The sequence below is a fragment of the Nisaea sp. genome (assembly GCF_017640745.1).
Classification (GTDB): Bacteria; Pseudomonadota; Alphaproteobacteria; order Thalassobaculales; family Thalassobaculaceae; genus Nisaea.
This window is the reverse complement of the sequence record NZ_JAEPQA010000022.1, coordinates 60,813-82,923: the sequence shown is the minus strand read 5'-3', so window position 1 is coordinate 82,923 and position 22,111 is coordinate 60,813. Positions and strand designations below refer to the sequence as shown.

Here is a 22,111-nt window from a genome sequence, read left to right as displayed (position 1 = left end):
CAGAAGCTGCGGGATCAGAAGGCTGCCAACATACCCCGCCCCACCCGTGATCAGGACCTTGTTGAAACGTCGTGACAAAACACTTCCTCCAAATCCCCCACTTCTCTTCGGCGCAGGGAAGCTCAGTTGATTTCTATGCTGAACCCCGCCGAGACCGCATCATCATGGAACATTTTGACGGTCTCGAGAGACAATACGTCGAGGTCCCGGCCGATCCATTGCAGCTTCTTCAACAGGTCGTCCGTAACGGTGATGATATCGCAGCCGCATGCGTCGGCTTGGAAAATGTTCAGCAGCTCGCGCGGGCTCGCCCAAAGCAGTTCCGCCTTCGGTTTTCCAGCCAGCAGGCGTTTGCTCTCGACCATGTAGGGGACCGGGTCCCGCCCGGTATCGGCAATACGACCTGCGAAGACGGAAACGATTGCCGGCGTATCGGCGGACAGCGCCTCTGCGACCCCGGCGACCTGCTGTGTTGTCATGATCGCGGTCACATTCACCGTGATGCCGTCCGCCGAAAGGGCCCTGATCAGCGGCGCGGCGGACTCTCCTCTGGTGTTCGTGACCGGGATTTTCACCGCAACATTCGTTCCCCATGACGCGATTTTCCGCGCCTGCTTCTCCATGGTCGGAAAATCGTCGGCAAAGACCTCGAAGCTGATCGAGCGGTTCCCGACAATCGCGAGCGCATCCTCGGCAAATCGATCGTAATCCTCAATCCCGCTCTTCCTCATCAGCGTCGGGTTCGTCGTGAACCCGCTGATCTGCGGATCGGCGGCGCGCACCGCGATGGTTTCCAGATCGGCGCCGTCGGCATAGATCGCGATACTCAATCCATTTTTCGAAATCATCGCTCTGCCTGCCTGCCGCGCAACTATCTGGTCACCATTTGGTTGCCGCAATTTGTAGCTCCGGGTGACTAACAAGTGCATGCCAGACAACGGCCTGGAACGCTTCCGATATCGGTGTGACCAGAGCCGCATCCACCTGCGGCACCACCACGGCGTGGGTGCTGTGCCTGGCAGCATGGCCCTGATCCCGTCCGACGACCGAACAGATCTTCATCCCGCGCTCACGTGCGAGGTCGATGGCATGCACAAGATTCATGGAAACCCCGTGCTCGGCGTCTCCGCCGCCAACGGAGAATACGAGCAGCGCATCCTCGCTCCGGGCACGGCTGGTCTTCAGCCATTCGCGGAAGACGGTCTCCCATCCTTCGTCATTGGTGCGTGCGGTCAGTTCCGAGACATTGTCGGTCGGCGCATAAGCTTCGATCCCGCAAAGCTTGCGGAAGTCGTTGACCGCGTGGCTCGCATTTCCTGCGCTGCCGCCGACACCGAGAATGAAGAGACGCCCGCCCACATCGCGCACCTCTTTCAGGCACCGGGCCACGGCTTCGATTTCCGTATAGTCAATCGCCCCGCATACCTTTGCGGCCAGAGAGAAAAACCGCTGAACATGAGCCAAGAACAGGTCCTCTTCGAAGTCGCGAGACCGGATAATATCGCGCGTAGCTTGTCTCAAAACGCGATATTCAATGCAAGATCGATGACAGATCGCAAAGCTTCCATTCTTAACCCATAAGGCACCCTCGGTATTATTTGTCATGAGACAACAAGGGGTTTGGAGAGGCTTTGGCAATCATAAGGTGGAGCATCTACGCAAAGTGCCGTTAACAGACCTGATGTCCAGAACCCTGACAGTAGCACCGCGGACGGCCCGATTCTCCGGTGACGCGACGGGCCTCGCCGGAGGCCAGATAGTCCAACGTATCGGCGCCGTCCCGCCAGGACGTCTTGCGACCCGCGCGATAGGGCTGTCACACGCAATCCCGTCGCAGTAGCTTGGGATACCTTTTTCAAGCGAACGGAATAGTCGGTGCATTTCACGCTGGACCAGATACGGGCATTCCTCGCGGTTACCAGAACCGGCAATGTGCGCAAGGCCGCCGAGGAACTGCATCTGACGCAGCCAGCGATCACGGCACGGATCAAGACCCTGGAAACCGCGCTCGGCGTGGAGCTTTTCGACCGCTCCGCCTCGATGCAACCGACCAAGAGCGGGATGGCGCTGATCGGCTATGCCGAGCAGTATCTGAAACTGAACAGCCTGATCCAGCGCAATGTCGGGCAACCGGAACAGGTCGAGACCCTGTTCCGGATCGGCGTCTCCGAGACAATCGTCCAGTCCTGGCTGCCCGACTTCATTGCCGCGCTCAGAACGGAGTTTCCCCGTATCACCGTCGAGATCGACGTCGACATCTCCCGCAACCTGCGCGAACGATTGCTGGGGAACGCCGTCGACCTCGCGCTGCTCATGGGGCCGGTCTCGGACTACCGGGTCGAGAACATCGCCCTGCCGGCTTTCGAGATGACCTGGCTTCGCGCGCCCGACCTCGCGGTCAGCGATCCGGCGAAAGGCGCACCGGTCATCACCTTCGCCCGCGACACACGCCCTTTCCGACTGCTGAAAGAGGAACTGATGGAGCGCTACGGCTCCAGCGCTGTGATCTTTCCCTCATCTTCGCTCTCGGCCTGCTTCCGCCTCGTCGCCGCCGGTCTCGGGATCGGTGCGTTGCCACTCTCCCTCGCGGCGGACTATCTCGCCTCGGGTCAGGTCGAGCGTTTCGATCCAGGCTGGACGCCCGCCCCCCTCGGCTTCACCGCCTCGTTTCTCGCCTCGCCCGACGCGATGGTCAGCGCCCGGGCGGCGGAAATCGCGCAACGGACGGCTGTCGCCTATGATAAAAATAATTGATCGATTTTCTGCAAAATTACTAATTTGAACGTGATCGTTTTCGCTGCCTAAGGTTTTACCCGAACGGGAGGCAGCGATGCTCGAACACAAGGAAACGGCGCAAACGTCCTTCGAAGCGCTTGCGCGGATGGATGTGAAAGCAGTCCGCGCCGCCATCAGGAGCGGCGCCTATCGCGGCCATACCGCCGGGCTCGCCGCCGGCAAGCTGCAGGTCAATCTCGCGATCCTGCCGTCGGACTACGCGGGCGATTTCGAGACCTTCTGCCGCCAGAACCCGCAACCTTGTCCGCTCGTCGGAATGACGGAAACCGGCAATCCGCTATGGCCGGCCCTCGGCGAGATCGACGTCCGCACAGACACCCCGTCCTACAACATCTATCGGGACGGCAAGCTGGCAGAGACGGTGTCCGACCTGAACGGGGTCTGGCGCGACGACCTCGTCGCCTTCGCCATCGGCTGTTCCTTCACCTTCGAGAACGCGCTCGTCGCCGCCGGCATCCCGGTCGCGCATATCGAGGCCGACACCACCGTGCCGATGTACCGGACCAATATCGACACGATCCCCTCCGGCCCGTTCGGCGGCGGTATGGTCGTCTCGCTGCGCTACATCCCGGAGCATCAGGTCGATGAGGCGCGCGAGATCACCAGCCGGTTCCCATGGGCGCACGGCGCGCCGGTCCATGTGGGAGACCCTGCCGAGATCGGAATTGCCGACGTCCATTCCCCCGACTGGGGCGACCCTCCGGTCTCGACCGGCGGCGTGCCCATGTTCTGGGCCTGCGGCGTCACCCCCCAAAACGCGCTCGCAGAAGCGCGCCCGCCGATCTGCATCACCCATACGCCGGGACGGATGCTGATCACGGACATAGAAGACTCAACGGACAGTTTCATCGCCTGAACAACAGACAAACAGGGAGACTAAAAATGAAGCGATTTTCCACTCTTGCCGCAGCGCTCGCCGTCGCCGGCGGCCTCGCGGTCACTGGCCCCGCGCTCGCGGACGGTCCGACCGTCATCAAGGCGGTCGGCACATGGGGCAGCCTGACGAACTACCAGAAGCACGAGGGCCCGTTCTGGAACGAACGCATCGCCAAGGCTTCCGGCGGTGCCATCGTCGGCGAGATCAAGCCGCAGACCGAACTCGGCCTGAAGGGCTTCGAGATCATGCGCCTGGTGAAGAACGGCGTGTTCGATTTCGCCTTCGGCCTGCCGGGCTACGTCGCGGCCGAGAATGCCGTCTTCGAGGGCGCCGATCTCTCCTCCGTCACCCAGGACATCGAGACCCAGCGCACGGTCTCCAAGGCCTATTTCCCGACCCTCGAGAAGGCCTTCGCCGAGATCTACAACGCCAAGCTGCTGATGCTTTATCCGTTCCCGAGCCAGACGCTCTGGTGCAACGGCGAGGTCAACGGCATCAAGGATCTGGCAGGCAAGAAGATCCGCGTCTACGCGACCACGCTCGGCGATTTCGTCGAGGGCGTCGGCGGCACCTCCGTCACCGTTCCGTTCGCGGAAGTGATTCCGGCGCTCGAGAAAGGCGTCGTGGATTGCGGCATCACCGGCACCATGTCCGCCTACAAGGCGAAGTGGCACCAGGTCGCGACCCATGCCTACACGCTCCGCGTGGGCTGGGGCCTCGCCTTCGGCGCCATGAACATGGACAAGTGGAACGCCATGGGCGCCGAGAAGCAGGCCATGTTGCAGAAGGAACTGGCGATCCTGAACGACCAGATGTGGACCGAGACCGCGACCGAGGACGAAGTCGCGATCAGCTGCATCACCGGCGGCAAGTGCGACATCGGCGAGCCGGGCGCGATGAAGCTGGTGACGCCCTCCGCCGAGGACCTCGCCCTGCGCGACAAGATCGCGAACGAGGTCGTCCTCGCCCGCTGGGCCGAGCGTTGCGGCGCCGAGTGCGCGGCCGGCTGGAACGACAGCGTCGGCAAGATCCTCGGCCTGACCGCCAAGGCGAAGTAACCTGACCGGACCGGCGCCGGATGGTCTCCGGCGCCGGCCTGTTCTTCGATACCTGTCCCGGTCACCTCCTCGAGGGAGAAATCCATGCTTCGCCTGATTGACGCCGGACACCGGCTGTCCCGCTGGCTCGTATGGCTCGGCGGCGCGCTGATCCTCGGATCCGCCGTTCTCGTCACCATCGAGGTGTTCGTCCGGAAACTGTTCAACATGTCGATCGCGGGGGCCGACGAGATCTCCGGCTATGCCTTCGGCGTCGCCACCTCGCTCGGCCTCGCCTTCGCGCTCTTCGAGCGGGCCCATATCCGGGTCGACGCGCTCTTCCTGATCCTGCCGCGCCCGCTCCGGATCTTCCTGAACTTCTTCGGCCTCGCCCTGCTGGTCGGTTTCGCCGGGATCGTCACCTGGATGGCATGGGGCCTCGTCGCCGACACGCTGGAGCACGGCTCGCGCTCGATCACACCGATGCGCACACCGCTCGCGATCCCGCAGATCCCGTGGCTCGCCGGCTGGATGTTCTTCGTCCTCTGCGGCGTCCTGCTCTTCGTCGGTTCCCTCTTCGCCACGCTGACCGGCAATGCCGCCGAGGGCGAGCGCCGTATCGGCGTGAAGACCCTCGAAGAACAGATTCACGACGAGATCGCCTGATGCTTACGAAGACGCTCCTGATCCTTCTGGGTCTCATCGCCCTCGCCGTTCCGGTCGCCGCCGTGCTCGGCTGGCTCGGCCTCACCATGCAGTATCTCGAGAGCCCGATGCCGCTGCACCGCGCGCTCGGCGACATGGTCTGGCAGACCGGAACCGACTTCCTGCTGGTCGCCATTCCGATGTTCATCCTGTTGGGCGAGATCCTGCTCCGCTCCGGCATCGCCGCGAAAATGTACGAAGGCATCGTGACCTGGCTCGGCTGGCTGCCGGGCGGGCTGATGCACGCCAATACCGGCTCCTGCGCCCTCTTCGCCGCGACCTCCGGCTCCTCGGTCGCGACCGCCGCCACCATCGGCACCGTCGCGATCCCCGAGATCGAGAAGCGCGGTTACAACGAGCGGATCTTCCTCGGCACCATCGCCGCCGGCGGCACGCTCGGCATCCTGATCCCGCCCTCGATCAACCTGATCCTGTTCGGCCTGCTCACCGACACCTCGGTGCCGGAACTCTATCTCGCGGGCTTCCTGCCGGGCTTCCTGCTCGCCGCGCTCTTCATGATCACGGTTGTCATTCTCTGCATCGCAAAGCCGTCCTGGGGCGGGGAAAGCGTGAACGCGAGCTGGAGCGACCGGATCGCCGCCCTGCCGTCGCTGCTGCCGCCGATCGGGATCTTCCTCGTCGTCGTCGGCTCGATCTATGCCGGCGTCGCGACACCGACCGAGGCCGCCGCCCTCGGCGTGATCGCCGCCCTCGTGCTCGCGGCGGCGAACCGCTCGCTCTCTCTCGAAATGATCCGCGCCGCGGTCGAAGGCACCATGCGCACGACCTCGATGATCATGCTGATCATCCTCGCCGCCGTGTTCCTCAATTTCGTGCTCTCGGTCATCGGCCTCACCCAGGCGCTGGCGGATTTCGTCACCGGGCTCGGTCTCTCGCCGATGCAGACCATGCTGATGCTGATCGCCGTGCTGATCGTCGTCGGCTGCTTCATGGAGACGCTCTCCATGCTGCTGACCGTGGCGCCGCTGGTCACGCCGATCGTGATCTCGCTCGGCTTCGATCCGGTGTGGTTTGGGATCCTGCTCATGGTGCTGCTGGAGACCGCGCTGATCACGCCGCCGATCGGGATCAATCTCTATGTCGTGCAAGGCGTGCGTGAGAAGGGCGAGCTCAGCGACGTGATGGTCGGAGCTGCACCATTCGTCATCACTATGTTCGCGATGATCGCACTTCTGCTCATCTTCCCCGATCTCGCATTATGGCTGCCAAGCCTGTTCTACTGATCATCTGAACTATCTTTGTGGGCTGACTACTGATGCGCCTTTGGCGCCAACGGAGAAACTTTGTCATGTGGCAATTCTGGGTCGACCGCGGCGGAACCTTCACCGACATCGTGGCGCAAAAACCGGACGGGACTTTGCTGACCCACAAGCTCCTCTCGGAGAATCCGGAGCGCTACCGCGACGCCGCGGTGCAGGGCATCCGCGAGCTGCTCGGCCTCGGCAAGGACGATCCGGTGCCCGCCAACACGATCGACGCCGTGAAGATGGGCACGACGGTCGCGACCAACGCGCTGCTGGAGCGCAAGGGCGACCGCACGCTGCTGCTGATCACGAAAGGCTTCGGCGATCTGCTCCGCCTCGGGCATCAGACCCGGCCGCAGCTCTTCGACCTTCATATCAAGCTGCCTGAGCTGCTCTATGAACGCGTCACCGAAGTCACGGAGCGCCTCGACGCGGAAGGCGAGGTCCTGACCGAACTCGACGAGGAAGCCACGCGCGCAGCCCTCCGGCGGGCGAAGGCTGACGGGATCGACAGCGTCGCCATCGCCTTCATGCACAGCTACCTCAACCCGGTGCACGAGGCCCGCGTCGCGGCGATAGCGGCCGAGGAAGGCTTCGGACAGATCAGCGTCTCGCACCAGATCTCGCCGCTGATGAAGCTGGTCCCGCGCGGCGACACCACCGTGGTGGACGCCTATCTTTCCCCGATCCTCCGGCGTTACGTGAACCAGGTCTCCGACGCGCTCGGCGGCGAGGGCCGGCTGATGTTCATGCAGTCGAACGGCGGGCTGACCGACGCCGCCCTCTTCAACGGCAAGGACGCGATCCTGTCCGGCCCGGCCGGGGGCGTCGTCGGCATGGTGAAGACCGGCGAGCTTGCAGGCTACGACCGTCTGATCGGTTTCGACATGGGCGGCACCTCGACCGACGTCTGCCACTATGCGGGTGCCTACGAGCGCTCCTTCGAGACCGAGGTCGCGGGCGTGCGCATGCGCGCGCCGATGATGAACATCCATACGGTCGCGGCCGGCGGCGGCTCGATCCTGCATTTCCGCGACGGCCGCTTCCAGGTCGGACCGGACAGCGCCGGCGCCGATCCGGGACCGGCCTGCTATCGCCGCGGCGGTCCGCTGACCGTGACCGACTGCAACGTCATGCTCGGCAAGCTGCAGCCGCACCATTTCCCGGCCGTCTTCGGCCCGAACGCCGACCAGCCGCTCGACGCCGCCGTGGTGCGGGAGAAATTCGCGGAGATGGCGAAGCAGATCGCGGCCGAGACCGGCGAAGCGGAACGCACACCCGAGGATCTCGCCGAGGGCTTCCTGCGCATCGCGGTCGAGAACATGGCCAACGCGATCAAGAAGATCAGCGTGCAGCGCGGCTACGACGTCACGAAATACACCCTGCAATGCTTCGGCGGCGCCGGTGGCCAGCATGCCTGCGCCGTGGCCGACGCGCTCGGCATGGAGACCGTCTTCGTGCATCCCTTCGCCGGCGTGCTCTCCGCCTACGGCATGGGCCTCGCCGAGATCCGCGCGCTCCGTGAACGCCAGTTCGATGCGCCGATCGCGTCCGTCGCCGAAGCGGGGAAGGTACTCGAAGAAGCGGCGGCCGAAGCGGTCGCCGAGGTCAAATCGCAGGGCGTCGCGCCCGATGCGATCCGGGTCGAAAAGCGGGCGCACCTCCGCTACCGCGGCTCACATCAGGCTCTGGAAGTGCCGTTCGGCGACGAAGACGCTTTACGCAAAGGCTTCGACGAGGCGCACCGCGCCCGGTTCGGTTTCACCGCCGGCGAACGTGAACTGGTGTTCGAGGCGCTTGCCGTCGAGGCCGTCGGCGGCGCGGCGGAAATCGCCGATACAAAGATGGAGCCGGGCAGCGCCAAACCTGTTCCGGTGGATAATGTCGCCAGCCATTTCGGCGGCGACGCCACCCCGCTCTACGACCGCGAGAACATGCAGCCCGGCCAGATGGTCGAGGGTCCGGCGATCATCAAGGAGCCGACCGGCACCAACGTGATCGAGCCCGGCTGGCGCGCATCGCTCAACGAATGGGGCCATCTGATCCTCTCCCGCGCCTATCCGATGAAGCGGAGGGAGGCCGTCGGCTCCTCGGCCGACCCGGTGATGCTGGAGGTCTTCAACAACCTCTTCATGTCGATCGCCGAGCAGATGGGCGCGACCCTCGCCAACACGGCCTATTCGGTGAACATCAAGGAGCGGCTGGACTTCTCCTGCGCGCTTTTCGCGCCCGACGGCGGGCTGGTGGCGAACGCGCCGCACGTGCCGGTGCATCTCGGCTCGATGTCGGAATCGATCCGCACCGTGATCCGGCTCAATCCGGACATGAAGGAAGGCGACGTCTATGTCCTGAACGCCCCCTTCAACGGCGGCACGCACCTGCCGGATGTCACCGTCATCACCCCAGTCTTCGAGGCGGGCAAGCCGATCTTCTATGTCGCCTCGCGCGGGCACCACGCCGATATCGGTGGCAAGACGCCGGGTTCCGCCCCGCCGGACAGCCGCCATATCGAGGAGGAAGGCGTCCTCATCGACAATTTCAAGATGGTCGATGGCGGCGTCTTCCGCGAGGCCGAGACGCGGGCGCTTCTGTCCTCCGGGCGTTATCCCTGCCGCAACGTGAACGAGAACATGGCCGATCTCGCGGCCCAGGTCGCGGCGAACGAGACCGGCGCCCGCGAGGTCGCCAAGATGATCCGGCAGTTCGGTCTCGAGACCGTGCACGCCTACATGCAGCACGTGCAGGACAATGCCGAGGAGTGCGTCCGGCGGGTGATCGACGCCCTGAAGGACGGTTCCTTCGACTACGAGCTCGACAATGGCGAGTTCATCCGCGTCGCCGTCCGCGTCAACCACAAGACCCGCTCGGCGGAGATCGACTTCACCGGCACGGCGCGGAACAGCTTCAACTACAATGCTCCCCTCGCCGTCTGCCACGCGGTGGTGCTCTACGTCTTCCGCACCCTGGTCGGCGCGCCGATCCCGCTCAACGAAGGCTGCTTCAAGCCACTGAAGATCATCGCGCCGGAAGGCTCGATGGTGAACGCCCAGTACCCCTCGGCCGTGATCGCCGGCAACACGGAGGTCAGCCAGCTCTCCTGCAACGCCCTGATGGGCGCGCTCGGCGCCATGGCGGGCTCGCAGGCGACGATGAACAACTTCGTCTGGGGCAACGAGAAGATCCAGAACTACGAGACGATCTGCGGCGGCACGGGCGCAGGCCCCGGCTTCGACGGCTGCTCGGCGGTGCAGACCCACATGACCAACACCCGCGGCACCGACCCCGAGGTGCTGGAGCACCGCTTCCCGGTCAGGCTCGAGGAATGGTCGATCCGGCGCGGCTCCGGCGGCAAGGGACGCTGGACGGGCGGCGACGGCTGTACCCGCAAGCTCCGCTTCCTCGAGGACATGACGGTGACCACGCTCGGCTCCCACCGCCGCGTTCCGCCCTTCGCCGGGCCGGGAGCGGAGCCGGGACAGGTCGGCAGGGACTGGATCGAACGCGCGGACGGCACCCGCGTCGAACATGCGGGCAACGACCGCAACGAGGTCCATGCGGGCGATCTCTTCGTCATGCAGACGCCGTCGGGCGGAGGATGGGGCAAGCCGGGTTCCTGAGGAACCCGGCAGCTACCCGAAGACCGCGCCGGTCAGCCTTGCGCGCGTGACTGCCGCCTCGGCTTCGAGCGCTTGCCGGAGCGGGGCCGGGTGCCGGATCCCTCGTCCATCTCGACGGGACGGTGCGGCAGCTTCCAGCCGGCCTTGGTGCCTTTCGGGGCCGGCTTGCCCGCTCCGTCGGCGCGCCGCCGCCTTCCCTCGCCGCCGGCCTTGCCGGTACCCACAGGCTGCCAGCGCGGAATCAGGTGCTGCTTGCCGTTGCCGATCAGGTCCTCGCGGCCCATCTCCTTCAGCGCCTCGCGCAGGAGCGGCCAGTTCTCCGGATCGTGATAGCGCAGGAACGCCTTGTGCAGGCGGCGCTGCTTCATTTCCTTCGCCGTCTCGACCCGCTCGGAACCGGTCCGGCGCACCGGGCGCAGCGGATTGCGGCCGGAATAGTACATCGCGGTCGCCATCGCCATCGGGGTCGGCGTGAAGGTCTGCACCTGGTCGGCCCGGTAGCCGTTCTTCTTCAGCCAGAGGGCGAGGTTCATCATGTCCTCGTCCGTGCAGCCGGGATGGGCGGCGATGAAATAGGGAATAAGGAAATACTTCTTCCCGGCCTTTTTCGCCGCCGCGTCGAACATCTCCTTGAAGCGGTCGTAGGAGCCGATGCCCGGCTTCATCATCATGTCAAGCGGGCCGGTCTCGGTATGTTCCGGCGCTATCTTCAGGTAGCCGCCGACATGGTGGGTCACCAGTTCCTCGACATATTCCGGGCTCTCGACAGCGAGATCGAAGCGCAGGCCCGAGCTGATCGAGATCTTCTTCACGCCCTCCGTCGCCCGCGCCGCCCGATAGAGATCGATCAGCGGCTTGTGGTCGGTATTGAGGTTCTTGCAGATCGTCGGATAGACGCAGGAGAGGCGCCGGCAGGTGCGCTCGATTTCCGGATCCTTGCAGGCCATGCGGTACATGTTCGCCGTCGGCCCGCCGAGGTCGGAGACCTGGCCGGTGAAGCCCGGCACCTTGTCGCGCATGTCCTCGATCTCGCGCAGGATCGACTCCTGGCTGCGGCTCTGGATGATGCGGCCCTCATGCTCGGTGATCGAGCAGAAGGTGCAGCCGCCGAAGCAGCCGCGCATGATGTTGACCGAGAAGCGGATCATCTCCCAGGCCGGGATCCGGGCGTCGCCGTAGACCGGGTGCGGCGCCCGGGCATAGGGCTGGTCGAAGACCCAGTCCATCTCCTTGGTCGAAAGCGGGATCGGCGGCGGGGTGATCCAGACGTCGCGGTCGCCGTGGCGCTGCACCAGCGGCCGCGCGTTGCCGGGATTGCTCTCCAGATGGAGGATGCGGGAGGCCTGGGCATAGACCTCGCGGTCGTCGCGCACGGTCTCGTAGGACGGCAGGCGGATGACCTGATGGTCGTCGTCGCGCGCCGCACGTTCCGGCGCGTCGTCGATCGAGCTCATGTCAACCTCGCGGTAGTCCGGCGCCTTCTCGTTGCGGACCAGCGCGAGGCCCCGCACGTCGAACAGGTCGCGCGGGTTCTCGCCGCGGGCGATGCGGTGGGTCACCTCGATCACCGCGCGCTCGGCATTGCCGTAAAGCAGCACGTCCGCCTTGCTGTCAAGCAGGATGGAGCGGCGGACCTTGTTGCTCCAGTGATCGAAATGCGCGATCCGGCGCAGCGAGGCCTCGATCCCGCCAAGGACGATCGGCACGTCCGAATAGGCCTCGCGGCAGCGCTGGGTATAGACCAGCACCGCACGGTCCGGACGCTTGCCGGCCTCGGCGCCCGGCGTGTAGTCGTCGTCCCGGCGCGGGCGCTTGTCGGCAGTGTAATTGTTGACGAGGCTGTCCATGTTGCCGGAGGTCACGCCGAAATAGAGGTTCGGCCGGCCGAGTTCCCGGAACGCGTCGGCACTTGTCCAGTCCGGCTGGGCGATGATCCCGACGCGGAAGCCCTGCGCCTCCAGCGTGCGGCCGATCACCGCCATGCCGAAGCTCGGATGGTCGACATAGGCGTCGCCGGTGACCAGAATGACGTCGCAGCTGTCCCAGCCGAGCCGGTCCATCTCTTCCCGGCTCATCGGCAGGAATGGCGCGGTACCGAAGCGCTGGGCCCAGTATTTCCGGTACTTGAAGATTTCCCTCGCGTCTTCGCGGGGGCGAACGGCAGTCACGGTCAATGCCTCGTCGTGATGGCGCGGAGCGGCAGCTTTTAAAGGTATTCCATCATTCTAGCAAATCCACCGCGCGACCGCGATGCCCATCCATCCTGCGCGCATGCTGCTCAGAACTTGTGAACCCGTTCCGGAACGGTCCCGTCATAGCGGTGCGCCTTCTGAAGAGACAGCGAGATCCCGTCTTGGGGCGCCCAATTCCTGTCGTCGGCATACCTGACCGAGGTGACGAGAAGCATGTCGCATATGTCCTGCTTCGTCGAAAGCGGCAGGATCAGCCGGCAATAGTGAAACAGGCTCCCCTCGCCAATGTCCGATTTGATTTCCGCGAAGCACGGCCGGCAGAGCCGAAACGCCTGCAGATAGTGGCGTTGCACCAGGTCGGCATAGGCGGGTTCCCTGATGTCCGCGACGGACCGAGCCGTCATGTCGCCCTGAAGCGGATCGTCCATCCCTGAACCGAAAACCCGGAAACAGAAACGCGTCGGCCGCCCCGGCTCGATCGTGACGAGGTTTATCCTGCCGAGCAGTTCGGGAAAGGCAAAGGCATCGAACCTGGCGCGCGGAAGGACCCGCGCACCGTCCCGCTCGCGATCCCAGAAGCTCCACAGCCGGGCCATGGGGTCATCCTCGCCACGCGGCCGAGGCAATTCGCGCTCCACCAAAATCTCGAACATCCCCGGCGGTCCCGACAAAACCTAAGAGCCGGGTACAATCATAAGTGCAGAAATCGGTTTCGGCGAGCGGCCAATGGGCCTGTCCCGGTCACACCCGGAGAGCGCCCCGCTCGAGCACGGTCCTGCCGTCGAGTTCCAGCGTCGCATCGGTATAGATCACGTCGATATGGCAGGGCGCCTTCACATTGCCGCCGATCGCGTAATTGCTGCCGATCCCGTGATGACCGAACCCGAGCTTGCCGAGATCCTCGAGATTGGTGGCATAGGACCGCGCCTTCGGATTGAGGCCGACCGCGAACTCGGCAAGATTGTAAGCCGAACGGTCGTTGAAGGACGCGAGCGTCGCGTTGAGATAGTCAGCCGCCGCCCCGCCCCAGGCCTTGGTCACTTCCCCGCCCTTCACCTCGATGGTGATCGGCTCCTCGCGCAGAATGCCGAAGCCCATCAGCCTGACATTGCCGACGATGACCCCCTCGGTCGTTCCCTCGATCGGAGAGATGTTCAGCTCGCTGTTCGGCAGCGCCCCGAACTCGCCCGGATTGCGGAACAGGCCTGTCTCGTACTGGATCGGCCGTTTCGTCACCTTGCCGGTCAGGTCCGTTCCACCGGGTGAGGTCATGCGGATCGTATCACTCTTCTCCAGCACCGCACCGATCTTCCGCGCCAGCGCATCCGCGGCTTCGAAATCACCGAGGATGCCGCCCGCACAGAGACAATCCTCGGTCACCTCGCACATGGTCGCGCCGCGCGCACCGTTCTCGGAGGCGGCGATCCGCGCGTCCGTATGGGTCATCGACCAGCTCGTCGGCAGGAAGAAGACGTCGGCGCGGGCGCAGGCGCCGACCACCGGATCCGGCACCTGGGCGCCGTGCGCGCCGGTCGGCGGAAACATGGTGATCGTCGGAATGCCGCCAACCGCATAGGCCGCCGCTGCGAGTACCTCGGCGAGGCGCAGCTTGTTGGTGTCGCAGGCGATGACGACGTTCTCGCCAGGCTTTACCCCGGCGCACTGGGTCATCGCCTTCAGCGCGCCCGGCATCATCTCGATGATGCTGGAAGAGCCCGGAACGTAATGAAAATGCTGGATCGGCCAAGACATGCGCTTTCCCCCCGTGCGGTCCTGATCTTGTTTTCTCTAAGAAGACGCCGTGTGCCGCACCGGCGTCAACGTCGATCAGGGGGGCGGTGTCTCGCAACCGGCGGCCAGGCCGTCAGACCTGAGCTCTGGCCCCCGGCTCGATGGTGGATGGCGCGCCGTTCAGCTTTTCGATGGCGAAGCCAGCAGCAGACTGATAACCGGCCATGAAAGCGGCCCGTTCCGCCTGCGGGATGACGTCGTCGATATCGTCGAACGTGCCGCCGCACCGTTCGTCGACCATGTTCAGCAACCCGAAAGGACCGGCGCCGCGGTTGCGCAGGACGACCTGGGAGACCGGCTCGCAAAGCTGGCGATCGAAGGCGCGCAAGGCAGCCCCGGTGACACCGTGCTTGATCATCGCGGCCCCGAGGACACGCGCATCCACAATGGCCTGGCTCGCCCCGTTCGAGCCCGTCGGATACATCGGATGGGCCGCATCTCCCATCAGCACCACATTGCCGTCGACCCAGGTGGGGATAGGGTCCCGGTCGATCATCGGGTTTTCGTAGGCGATATCCGCGCCGCGCAGCAGCGCGGGCACATCCAGCCAGTCGTAGGTCCAGCCTTCGAAGTGATGGATGAATGCGTCGATCCCGACCGGTTTGAACCAGCCGCTGTCTTGCCATCCCCGGGAATTGTCGACGGTTACCTCGGCGATCCAGTTGATCGTCGCGAGGCCGCTGGCCGGATCCGGATGGGAAATCGGGTAGATCACCATCCGCTGACGATGCGTGCCGAGCCCGACGAAAGACGACCCGGTCCGGATCGGTTTCGCAAGGGTCGTGCCGCGCCACATGATGGCGCCGCCCCAGTTGATCGGCGGCTGGTCCGGATGCATCTGAGCCCGGATGGCCGAGTGGATGCCGTCGGCGCCGATCAGGAGCGATCCGGTCACGCGGTCCGTCGTCCGGTCGGCACGCTCGATCAGCGCACTCACTGTCCCGTCGGCATTGTTCTCGTATCCGGTGACACGATGACCGAGCCGGATCGTCTCTTCGCCCGACCGTTGCCGCAGCTTATCGAGCAGGAGCATGTGAAACAGCCCCCGATGGGCCGCGTATTGCGGCCACTTGTAGCCGGCGTACTCTCCGCGCGGTTCCGCGTAGATGTCATTGCCATTGAGCCCGACCAGCGCCCATTCCCGCGCCGGTACGCCGACTGTATCGAGATCGTCCGCCCCGATCTCCATGTCATAGAGCTCGCGCACCGCGTTCGGCTGCAGGTTGATCCCGACACCGAGCGGCCGCAACTCCTCAACGGCCTCGAACACGATGAATGACACACCGATCTGGTGGAGAGTCAGCGCCGCACACAGTCCGCCGATGCCGCCCCCGGCAATCAATACAGGTGGTGTTGTCATCTGTCGGTCGTTCCGGTCGAGTTAGCGCTCTTGCCCCGCGTTCTTAGCCAACGGGACTCCGGAAAGCCAGAGCATAGAAGTTTTCAGCCCGCACGCGTCAAAAGCAGATGGCCCGGTCAGGGCCGCGCCGCCCCGTCCGCCGGAGCAGCTGCCAATGCCCGTTATCCAAACGACAGGAGCAGCTCACGCCGGCATTCATAGGCCGTTGATTTCGAGATCAGCAACGGAGCCTATTCGGAACTCGTGTCGACGGCATTCGCTTTCATCTTCTCCGCCTTCCTGCTGTGGCTCATGTAGATCCCGAATGCCACCACGCCGAGCGTGATGAGCAGGATGATCAGCGACGTGCCGCGCTCGACGAAGATGAGCGGCGAGCCGCGCGAGATGATCAGGGTCTGGCGCAAGGTCTCCTCGGCAAGCGGACCGAGTACAAGTGCCAGAACGGTCGCCGCGGGCGAATAGCCATAGAGCTTCATGAAGAAACCGACGATGCCCGCCGCGAACATCAGCCAGACCTCGATGATGCTGCCGTGCACGCTGAACGTGCCCATCGTGCAGACTAGGATGACCGCTGGCGCAAGGAGCCGGTAGGGCACCTTCAGCATCATGACGAAGACGGGGATTGCGAAGATATTGATCGCGAGCAGGGCCATGTTCCCCAGATACATGCTGGCAACGAGCCCCCAGGCAAGCTCCGGGTTCTGCTCCATCAGCAGCGGCCCCGGCTTCACGCCCCACAGCACGAAGGCCGCCAGCAGCACGGCGGTCGAGGCCGACCCCGGGATACCGAGCGTCAACAGCGGCACCATCGCACCGGCCGACGCGGCATTGTTGGCCGCTTCGGGCGCCACCAGCCCCTCCATCGCGCCCTTGCCGAAGCGCTCGGGCGTCTTGGAGGAGGACTTTTCGATGGAATAGGCCATCAACGACGCAACGGTGGCACCCGCGCCCGGCATCAGGCCGACGCAGAAACCGAGGATCGAGCCGCGGACAAGCGCCAACTTGGAGACGATCCAGTCCTGGGCGTTGGGCCAGAACTCCTTCTCGTTCTGATACTGGATGATGCCGCCGGAGCCCGCTCGGTGCAGGCCCTGGTAGAAGGCGTAATAGAGCTCTCCGAGACCAAACAGGCCGATGGCGATCGGGATGAACTCGATGCCGCCGATCAGCTCCGCCGAACCGAAGGTGAAGCGCTGCAGGCCCGTCTCCAGATCGACGCCGACGGTGCCGAGCGCGAAGCCGATGAGCGCCGAAACCGCTCCGTACCGCCAGTTGTCGCCGATCAGGACGACCAGCGTGACCATGCCCATCATCACCAGCATGAAGAATTCCGGCGGCCCGAAGCTCCGGGTCACCAGGGCGAAAACCGCGGCCAGAACGGTGATCAGGATGACCCCGACGGTGCCGCCGAAGAACGACGCCACCGCCTGCATGACAAGCGCCGGTCCCGCGCGCCCCTGCTGGGCCAGCGGATAGCCATCGAAGGTCGAGGCGACGACCGCGGACTCGCCCGGCGTATTCAGGAGAATGGATGTGATCGTGCCGCCGTACATCGCGCCGTAATAGATGGCGGCGAGCATCATGATCGCGCCGATCGGATCCATGCCGAAGGTCAGCGGCAACAGGATCGACAATCCAGCCGCGGGCCCGAAGCCCGGAATGATCCCGACGATCATCCCGATCATGGCGCCAGCGAGAAGATAAACGATGTTGATCGGCGTGATCGCGACGGAGAGGCCGAGCAAGAGGTGGTCGAAGAGTTCCATCGTGGCTACCTGGCGTCTCTTTCTTTGCGGCTTTGTTGGCTAACGGTCGGCGAAATGCAGGCTCAGTACGGAAGTCCGATCATTCCCGGCGGCATCGCGGCGTTGAGCCAGAACCGGAACGACACGAACATGAGGACGGGAAGCGCCACCCCGAGCAGCAGGTTGACCATGTGCTTGCCGCGATTGAGGAGCGACAGCGTCAGCAGCATGAAGATGATCATGCCGGGCAGCGCTCCGAGAAAATGGCTCGCGACGATGAAAACGCCGACCAGCGCGTTGACACTCAGCGTCACGCCCCAGTCCGGCAGAATCCCAGGCTCCGTTTGCCGCCTGCGAAACTCGATGATCACAGTCGACAGGGTGAAGAAGACCAGCAAGGAGCCGATGATCTGCGGAAAGAAGCCGGGCGCGATACGACCGCGCGGGCTCAGGAAGTTGAAATCTGCAAAAGCCATCGCCGTGTAGAAAACGGCGAGCAGCAGCAGCGCTACGGCAAATACGGTTCTCATGAAGGGTCTGCCCGCACTGACGGAAATTCAGCAAAAAACCGGCCCGGTACCTGCTTGGCTTTCCGGATCCGATTGACTTGAGAAGGCATGCAGGCAGATCCACCGGATCAGGGCCCGGTGGATCTGCTGAGCGTCATGCGCCTTATTGGATGACGCCTTTGGCTTTCAGCACGCGACCAAAGGTCTCCTGGTTGGTTTCCAGGAACTTGGTGAATTCGTCGCCCCAAAGCACGGTCGGCGTCAGGTCATGCTTCTTGATGTATTCCTGCCATTCCGGCTTGTTGATCACTTCCTTCATGGTCTTGATCCACCAGTCCTGCGCCTCTTTCGGTACGTCCGGCGGCAGAACGACCCCGCGCGGTGCGGAAATGCCGAAATCGTAGCCCTTCTCGGCCAGGGTCGGGACGCCCTTCAGCCAGTCGGGCGTCTGGGAACCGGTGAACGCGATCGGACGGATGTCACCCGCTTCGATCAGGCCGGAGACTTCGCCGGTATTCACGACCATGGCGTCGAGCGCGCCGGAGAGGAGAGCGGTCGTCAGTTCTCCCTGTTTGTTGAAGGCGACATACTCGAACTCGTAGCCCGCCTTTTCGGCGAGCAGCGTCGGGACGATGAAATCGACGTTGACGGCTCCCATGCCGCCGAGCGCCGGCGCCGTCTTCTTCGAGCTTTCGACCCAGTCCTCGAAGGTCTTGATCGGAGAGTCCTTGTTGACGACGAGGATGAGGTCGTCAGCGGCGAGCAGCGCGACGGGGGTGAACGAGGACGGGCCCCACGGCGTATTGGCTTTCAGCGGCGTCGTCAGGAAGCTGCCCGAGGTCGTCGAGATGCCGTAAGGGTTGCCTTTCTGGTTGAAGAGATGGCCCCAGCCGACCGCGCCGCTCCCGCCGGAACGGTTCTGCGCAACGATTTCCCCCGGATAGAGCTTGTACTTCTCCAGGATGGAAATGATGGTGCGCGCCATGATGTCGTTGCCGCCGCCGGGACCGAACGCGATCGTCCAGTCAAGGCGCTCGCTCGCGCTCGGATATTCCGCCATGGCGGGAGCCGCAGTCAGTGCTGCAACCGAAACGGCGCAGGCCAGCGCCGCGCCACGGACCGCCTGCCGAAGTGATGTTCCAAGTCTCATCCGAAGTTCCTCCTCTAGCGTTTCTTGTCGGCCCCATGCCCATCCGGGCCTGACGCCATTTCCCTTTGTTCCCGTGCCTTGAGGCATTCTTTATTGTTGTTCAGCCGCCGGACCGGTTTCCCGGCAGCGGAAGAAATGTTTCATCACCTTTCCGAGGGCATATCCTCTTCGCCATTGACGGCCTGCCAGCGCCGGCGCCCGGCCAGGGCATGCTGCTCGCCGAGGCGCCGGGCCTCGGCCTCGTCACGAGCCCGAAAAGCCACGATCAACGCTCTGTGTTCGTTGTTGGACTCCTGCATGTGTTCCGGCGTGACGAGAGAACGCTGACGGGTCAGGTGGGTCTCGTTGATCAGAGACCGGTAGGTTTGTTGCGCGCGGCCGTGGCGTGCGAATTCTATGCTGTCGTCATGGAATTTCAGATTCAGGCGATAGTATTCCGCCGGGTCTTTCGTCTTGATCGCGGCATCCATGCGCTCAACACTATCCTCGAGAACCGCGATCTCGTCGGGCTCGATGATCTCGGCGAGCCTCTTGCAGATGAAGCCGTAGACGACGGCGCGCACATCATAAATCTCTGACGTTTCCGCTTCCGATACTTCGCGAACGAAGAAACCCTGGTTGATCCTCGTGGAGACCAGCTGAGCGTGCTCTAGCGCGCGCATCGCCTCCCGGACAGGACCGCGGCTGACACCGAAGCGCTGCGCCAGCGCCAGTTCGTTAAGCCTCTGCCCGGCACGCAGCTCGCCGCTGACGATCATGCGCTCCAGCTCCCGCTGGACGATGGCGGTCAGGGATTCAGCGCGTCTGAGGGCTATCGCGTCTTGCACGTCTTCGCTCATGAGGCCGATTTCAGTCGGCAACCGGATCGATTGTCAACATTAATATGTTTTTTGCCGATTGGAGATTGTTGACAGTATTTGATCTCTGAGCGAGCCTCGCGAAAAACTCGGAGGAAGCCCCATGCCCTTTCAGCCCGCCTCGGCCGCGCTGTCGCGCTTTACCGTTATCGACCTGACCCGCGTCAGGTCCGGACCGACCTGCGTCCGGCAGCTTGCCGACTGGGGGGCGAACGTCATCAAGATCGAGATGCCGGAAGCGCTCGACGCGGCCGAAGGTCCCGGCGGCCCCAGGAACGGCTCCGACTTCCAGAACCTGCACCGCAACAAGCGGGCCCTGACGCTGAACCTGAAATCCCCGGAGGGAATCGCCGTCCTGAAGCGCCTCGTCGAAAAGGCGGATGTTCTGGTCGAGAATTTCCGGCCGGACGTGAAGACCCGGCTCGGGATCGATTACGAAAGTCTGAAGGCGATCAATCCGGGGCTGGTCTACGGCTCGATTTCGGGCTTCGGTCAGGACGGCCCCTACGAGAAACGGCCGGGATTCGACCAGATCGCGCAGGGCATGGGCGGCCTGATGTCCATCACCGGCACGCCCGGCCAGGGTCCCATGCGGGTCGGCATTCCGATCGCCGATCTTTCGGCCGGCCTCTATTGCGCGCTCGGCATCATGGTCGCCCTCCTGGCGCGCGAGGAAACCGGGAAAGGACAGTGGGTTCAGACCTCGCTCCTCCAGGCGCAGATCGGCATGCTCGATTTTCAGGCCACCCGTTGGCTCATGGATGGCGAGGTTCCGAAGCAGGCGGGGAACAACCACCCGACCTCGATCCCGACCGGCGTCTACGAGACGAAGGACGGCCACATCAACATCGCCGTTACCGGACAAGTGATCTGGGAACGGTTCTGCCGTTCGATAGGCGAGGAACGGTTGATCGAACACCCGGACTACAAGACGTCGGCGCTCCGCTCGCAGAACCGCGACGCGCTCGGCGAAGAGATCAACGCGGCGCTGCGCAGGGAAACCAGCGACACCTGGATCGCGAAGTTCAACGAAGACGGCGTGCCATCCGGCCCAATCAACAGCATCGACAAGGTTTTCGCCGACCCGCAGGTCAAACATCTCGGACTGGCGCAATCCGTGACATCGAAATCGCTCGGCGACATCACGCTCGTGGGGCAGCCCGTTACCCTCAGCGCGACACCCAGCTCCATGAAGCTGGCGCCGCCGGAGCGCGGCGAACATTCGGACGAGATCCTGCGGGAATTCGGCTACAGTTCCGAAGAGATCGCCGAGCTCAGGACCGGTGGCGTGGTCTAGATACGCCTGCCCCGCCGAACATCAGACAACAACCGAACGATAGCGGAGTTTCGCTTATGTCAGACACGCCCGAAACCATCATCGACGCCGATCTCGCGGCAGGCGCCGGCGACGATATTCTCTACGAAGTCCGGGACGGCATCGGCTTCCTGACCTTCAACCGCCCGGAAAAGCGCAATTCCATGACGTTCGAGATGTACGAGCGCATGGCCCAGATCTGCGTCGAGGTCAGCGAGAAGCGCGACATCCGCGCCCTCGTCCTGACCGGCGCCGGCGACAAGGCCTTCGCGGCGGGCACCGACATGTCGCAGTTCCGCGTCTTCGACAAGGAAGAGGACGCCCTCGGCTACGAGGCCCGGATCGACCGCGTGCTCGGCGCGCTCGAACGCTGCAAGGTCCCGACGATCGCCGCGATCCGCGGCGCCTGCGCCGGCGGCGGCGCAGGCATCGCCGCCTGCTGCGACCTTCGGATCGCCGCGCGCTCCTCGAAGTTCGGCTTCCCCATCGCCCGCACCCTCGGCAATTGCCTCTCGATGATGAACTTCGCCCGCCTCGCCGACCTGATCGGCAGCGCGCGGGCCAAGGAACTGATCTTTCTCGCCAAGATGATCGAGGCCCCGAAGGCGCTTGAATACGGCTTCATCAGCGAAGTGGTCGACGCTCCAGAAGACGTCCTGCCGCGCGCCGAGGAAATCGCCCGCGAGGTCGCGACCTACGCCCCGCTCACGCTGCTGGCGGCGAAAGTGACGCTGCGGCGCCTGCGCACCGAGCTCCCGCCGGGCGGCGGCAAGGACATGATGCTGATGTGCTACATGAGCGAGGATTTCCGCGAGGGCATGGATGCCTTCCTCACCAAGCGGTCGCCGGTCTTCAAGGGCAAGTAAGCGTGCGCATCGTCGAGATCCGGGAGTTT

Annotated in this window: 18 protein-coding genes; 8 read left to right on the top strand and 10 right to left on the bottom strand. The window is 64.1% G+C overall.

Annotation, left to right across the window (positions count from 1 at the left end; all coding sequences use genetic code 11):
- Positions 1 to 122 precede the first annotated feature (122 nt).
- Together JJ959_RS15650 and JJ959_RS15645 are read right to left on the bottom strand one after the other, a co-directional pair.
- Positions 123 to 830: a transaldolase gene (locus tag JJ959_RS15650; RefSeq protein WP_292885429.1), complete on the bottom strand. Its 708-nt coding sequence runs from the start codon at positions 828 to 830 to the stop codon at positions 123 to 125.
- A gap of 49 nt (positions 831 to 879) precedes the next feature.
- Positions 880 to 1,464: an SIS domain-containing protein gene (locus JJ959_RS15645; RefSeq protein ID WP_292885436.1), complete on the bottom strand. Its 585-nt coding sequence runs from the start codon at positions 1,462 to 1,464 to the stop codon at positions 880 to 882.
- Positions 1,465 to 1,875: 411 nt separating this feature from the next.
- Between JJ959_RS15645 and JJ959_RS15640 the strand changes: the two genes are divergently transcribed.
- The 6 genes from JJ959_RS15640 to JJ959_RS15615 all read left to right on the top strand — a co-directional run bounded on the left by JJ959_RS15640 (position 1,876) and on the right by JJ959_RS15615 (position 10,297).
- Entirely contained in the window at positions 1,876 to 2,754 is an 879-nt protein-coding gene (locus JJ959_RS15640) for a LysR family transcriptional regulator (protein WP_292885426.1), read from the top strand.
- 76 nt (positions 2,755 to 2,830) lie between these two features.
- The gene (locus JJ959_RS15635) at positions 2,831 to 3,652 is read left to right on the top strand and encodes a putative hydro-lyase (RefSeq protein ID WP_292885424.1); all 822 of its coding nucleotides are present in this window, start codon (positions 2,831 to 2,833) and stop codon (positions 3,650 to 3,652) included.
- A gap of 26 nt (positions 3,653 to 3,678) precedes the next feature.
- Positions 3,679 to 4,731 (top strand): TRAP transporter substrate-binding protein, encoded by a 1,053-nt coding sequence (locus JJ959_RS15630; RefSeq protein ID WP_292885422.1) that lies wholly within the window; start codon positions 3,679 to 3,681, stop codon positions 4,729 to 4,731.
- Positions 4,732 to 4,815: 84 nt separating this feature from the next.
- On the top strand, positions 4,816 to 5,376 hold the full coding sequence (locus JJ959_RS15625; RefSeq protein WP_292885420.1) for a TRAP transporter small permease: 561 nt from the start codon (positions 4,816 to 4,818) through the stop codon (positions 5,374 to 5,376).
- Positions 5,376 to 6,659 (top strand): TRAP transporter large permease, encoded by a 1,284-nt coding sequence (locus JJ959_RS15620; protein ID WP_292885418.1) that lies wholly within the window; start codon positions 5,376 to 5,378, stop codon positions 6,657 to 6,659. The genes JJ959_RS15625 and JJ959_RS15620 overlap by 1 nt, the downstream gene beginning before the upstream one ends.
- 65 nt (positions 6,660 to 6,724) lie before the next feature.
- Positions 6,725 to 10,297, top strand: coding sequence for a hydantoinase B/oxoprolinase family protein (locus JJ959_RS15615; RefSeq protein WP_292885415.1), 3,573 nt, complete (start codon positions 6,725 to 6,727; stop codon positions 10,295 to 10,297).
- Between the two features lie 32 nt (positions 10,298 to 10,329).
- Here JJ959_RS15615 and JJ959_RS15610 read toward each other — a convergent pair whose 3' ends face one another.
- The 8 genes from JJ959_RS15610 to JJ959_RS15575 all read right to left on the bottom strand — a co-directional run bounded on the left by JJ959_RS15610 (position 10,330) and on the right by JJ959_RS15575 (position 19,883).
- Positions 10,330 to 12,372: a YgiQ family radical SAM protein gene (locus tag JJ959_RS15610; protein ID WP_292885435.1), complete on the bottom strand. Its 2,043-nt coding sequence runs from the start codon at positions 12,370 to 12,372 to the stop codon at positions 10,330 to 10,332.
- Between the two features lie 203 nt (positions 12,373 to 12,575).
- Positions 12,576 to 13,085 (bottom strand): PAS domain-containing protein, encoded by a 510-nt coding sequence (locus JJ959_RS15605; RefSeq protein ID WP_292885413.1) that lies wholly within the window; start codon positions 13,083 to 13,085, stop codon positions 12,576 to 12,578.
- A 145-nt stretch (positions 13,086 to 13,230) separates the two neighbouring features.
- Positions 13,231 to 14,241: a hypothetical protein gene (locus JJ959_RS15600; RefSeq protein ID WP_292885410.1), complete on the bottom strand. Its 1,011-nt coding sequence runs from the start codon at positions 14,239 to 14,241 to the stop codon at positions 13,231 to 13,233.
- 112 nt (positions 14,242 to 14,353) lie between these two features.
- Positions 14,354 to 15,640, bottom strand: coding sequence for a flavin-dependent oxidoreductase (locus JJ959_RS15595; protein ID WP_292885407.1), 1,287 nt, complete (start codon positions 15,638 to 15,640; stop codon positions 14,354 to 14,356).
- 230 nt (positions 15,641 to 15,870) lie between these two features.
- Positions 15,871 to 17,406 (bottom strand): tripartite tricarboxylate transporter permease, encoded by a 1,536-nt coding sequence (locus JJ959_RS15590; RefSeq protein ID WP_292885404.1) that lies wholly within the window; start codon positions 17,404 to 17,406, stop codon positions 15,871 to 15,873.
- A gap of 62 nt (positions 17,407 to 17,468) precedes the next feature.
- Positions 17,469 to 17,915, bottom strand: a complete 447-nt coding sequence (locus JJ959_RS15585; RefSeq protein WP_292885402.1) for a tripartite tricarboxylate transporter TctB family protein — start codon at positions 17,913 to 17,915, stop codon at positions 17,469 to 17,471.
- Positions 17,916 to 18,057: 142 nt separating this feature from the next.
- The gene (locus JJ959_RS15580; RefSeq protein ID WP_292885399.1) at positions 18,058 to 19,044 is read right to left on the bottom strand and encodes a tripartite tricarboxylate transporter substrate-binding protein; all 987 of its coding nucleotides are present in this window, start codon (positions 19,042 to 19,044) and stop codon (positions 18,058 to 18,060) included.
- 143 nt (positions 19,045 to 19,187) lie between these two features.
- Positions 19,188 to 19,883, bottom strand: a complete 696-nt coding sequence (locus JJ959_RS15575) for an FCD domain-containing protein (RefSeq protein WP_292885396.1) — start codon at positions 19,881 to 19,883, stop codon at positions 19,188 to 19,190.
- Between the two features lie 121 nt (positions 19,884 to 20,004).
- Here JJ959_RS15575 and JJ959_RS15570 point away from each other — a divergent pair, with 121 nt between their 5' ends.
- Both JJ959_RS15570 and JJ959_RS15565 read left to right on the top strand, forming a co-directional pair.
- On the top strand, positions 20,005 to 21,198 hold the full coding sequence (locus JJ959_RS15570; RefSeq protein ID WP_292885393.1) for a CaiB/BaiF CoA-transferase family protein: 1,194 nt from the start codon (positions 20,005 to 20,007) through the stop codon (positions 21,196 to 21,198).
- A 56-nt stretch (positions 21,199 to 21,254) separates the two neighbouring features.
- Positions 21,255 to 22,082, top strand: coding sequence for an enoyl-CoA hydratase (locus JJ959_RS15565; RefSeq protein ID WP_292885390.1), 828 nt, complete (start codon positions 21,255 to 21,257; stop codon positions 22,080 to 22,082).
- Positions 22,083 to 22,111: the final 29 nt, after the last annotated feature.

Coding starts and splice junctions, on each gene's coding strand:
- JJ959_RS15635 (WP_292885424.1), top strand. CDS start 2,831: ATGCTCGAACACAAGGAAACGGCGCAAACGTCCTTCGAAGCGCTTGCG.
- JJ959_RS15610 (WP_292885435.1), bottom strand. CDS start 12,372: ATGAGCCGGGAAGAGATGGACCGGCTCGGCTGGGACAGCTGCGACGTC.
- JJ959_RS15625 (WP_292885420.1), top strand. CDS start 4,816: ATGCTTCGCCTGATTGACGCCGGACACCGGCTGTCCCGCTGGCTCGTA.
- JJ959_RS15630 (WP_292885422.1), top strand. CDS start 3,679: ATGAAGCGATTTTCCACTCTTGCCGCAGCGCTCGCCGTCGCCGGCGGC.
- JJ959_RS15620 (WP_292885418.1), top strand. CDS start 5,376: ATGCTTACGAAGACGCTCCTGATCCTTCTGGGTCTCATCGCCCTCGCC.
- JJ959_RS15590 (WP_292885404.1), bottom strand. CDS start 17,406: ATGGAACTCTTCGACCACCTCTTGCTCGGCCTCTCCGTCGCGATCACG.
- JJ959_RS15585 (WP_292885402.1), bottom strand. CDS start 17,915: ATGAGAACCGTATTTGCCGTAGCGCTGCTGCTGCTCGCCGTTTTCTAC.
- JJ959_RS15615 (WP_292885415.1), top strand. CDS start 6,725: ATGTGGCAATTCTGGGTCGACCGCGGCGGAACCTTCACCGACATCGTG.
- JJ959_RS15580 (WP_292885399.1), bottom strand. CDS start 19,044: ATGAGACTTGGAACATCACTTCGGCAGGCGGTCCGTGGCGCGGCGCTG.
- JJ959_RS15565 (WP_292885390.1), top strand. CDS start 21,255: ATGTCAGACACGCCCGAAACCATCATCGACGCCGATCTCGCGGCAGGC.
- JJ959_RS15570 (WP_292885393.1), top strand. CDS start 20,005: ATGCCCTTTCAGCCCGCCTCGGCCGCGCTGTCGCGCTTTACCGTTATC.
- JJ959_RS15575 (WP_292885396.1), bottom strand. CDS start 19,883: ATGAGCGAAGACGTGCAAGACGCGATAGCCCTCAGACGCGCTGAATCC.
- JJ959_RS15595 (WP_292885407.1), bottom strand. CDS start 15,640: ATGACAACACCACCTGTATTGATTGCCGGGGGCGGCATCGGCGGACTG.
- JJ959_RS15605 (WP_292885413.1), bottom strand. CDS start 13,085: ATGGCCCGGCTGTGGAGCTTCTGGGATCGCGAGCGGGACGGTGCGCGG.
- JJ959_RS15600 (WP_292885410.1), bottom strand. CDS start 14,241: ATGTCTTGGCCGATCCAGCATTTTCATTACGTTCCGGGCTCTTCCAGC.